Origin of the sequence: Streptomyces tricolor, assembly GCF_002155905.1 — a bacterium.
In the GTDB taxonomy this organism is placed as follows: Bacteria; Actinomycetota; Actinomycetes; order Streptomycetales; family Streptomycetaceae; genus Streptomyces; species Streptomyces tricolor.
Window position 1 is genome coordinate 1 of sequence record NZ_MUMF01000532.1, and the last position, 661, is coordinate 661.

The window sequence follows — 661 nt, forward strand, 5'->3', positions numbered from 1 at the left end:
TGGGGGCAGTCTGAAGGGGAAGCGGTTTGAGGGAGCAGCGGCCTCGGACAGAGCAGACCGCAGGACCGCAGGACCGCGGGACGGGTCAGTAGTCGAGGAGACGGGTCAGTGCTCGAGCAGCAGACCGAGCAGCTCGTCGACGAACCGGTCCAGGCGGGCGGTGTCCTTGCGGCGGGGCATGACCTGCCACAGCGCGACCCGGCCGTGCAGCGCGCACCACAGCAGATAAGGGGCCTCCGAGCGGGTGCCCCGCACCCGCCAGCCGGCCTCCTCGCAGCGGGTCAGTGCCTGGCTCAGCCCGCGCAGAAGCAGCCCCGCCGGATGGCCGTGCAGACGTTCCTCGTCCACCGGGGTCTGCCATGTCTCGCACATCAGGCGGTACTTCGCCGGGTTGGCCACCGCGAAACGGCAGTACGCGCGCAACTGGTGCCGCAGCCGTTCGAGCGGGTCGTCGGCCGGCGCCGAGGCACCGGCGTCGGCCATCGAGGCGGCCAGCCGCTCGTAGTGCTCCGCCAGCACCGCCCACACCAGTTCGGTCTTGTCGGAGAAGTGCCGGTAGATGCTCGGGGTGGCGATGCCGACCTCCCGGGCCACCGCGCGCAGGGACAGCGCGTCCTCGCTGCCCACCTGCTCCAGCAGCCCCCCGGCGGCCCGCAGGATG

1 protein-coding gene is annotated in these 661 nt (G+C 72.2%); it reads right to left on the reverse strand.

The window, feature by feature from the left end:
- Positions 1–105: 105 nt before the first annotated feature.
- On the reverse strand, positions 106–661 hold a 556-nt coding region (locus tag CCN44_RS32685; protein ID WP_086701790.1), incomplete at its 5' end, for a TetR/AcrR family transcriptional regulator.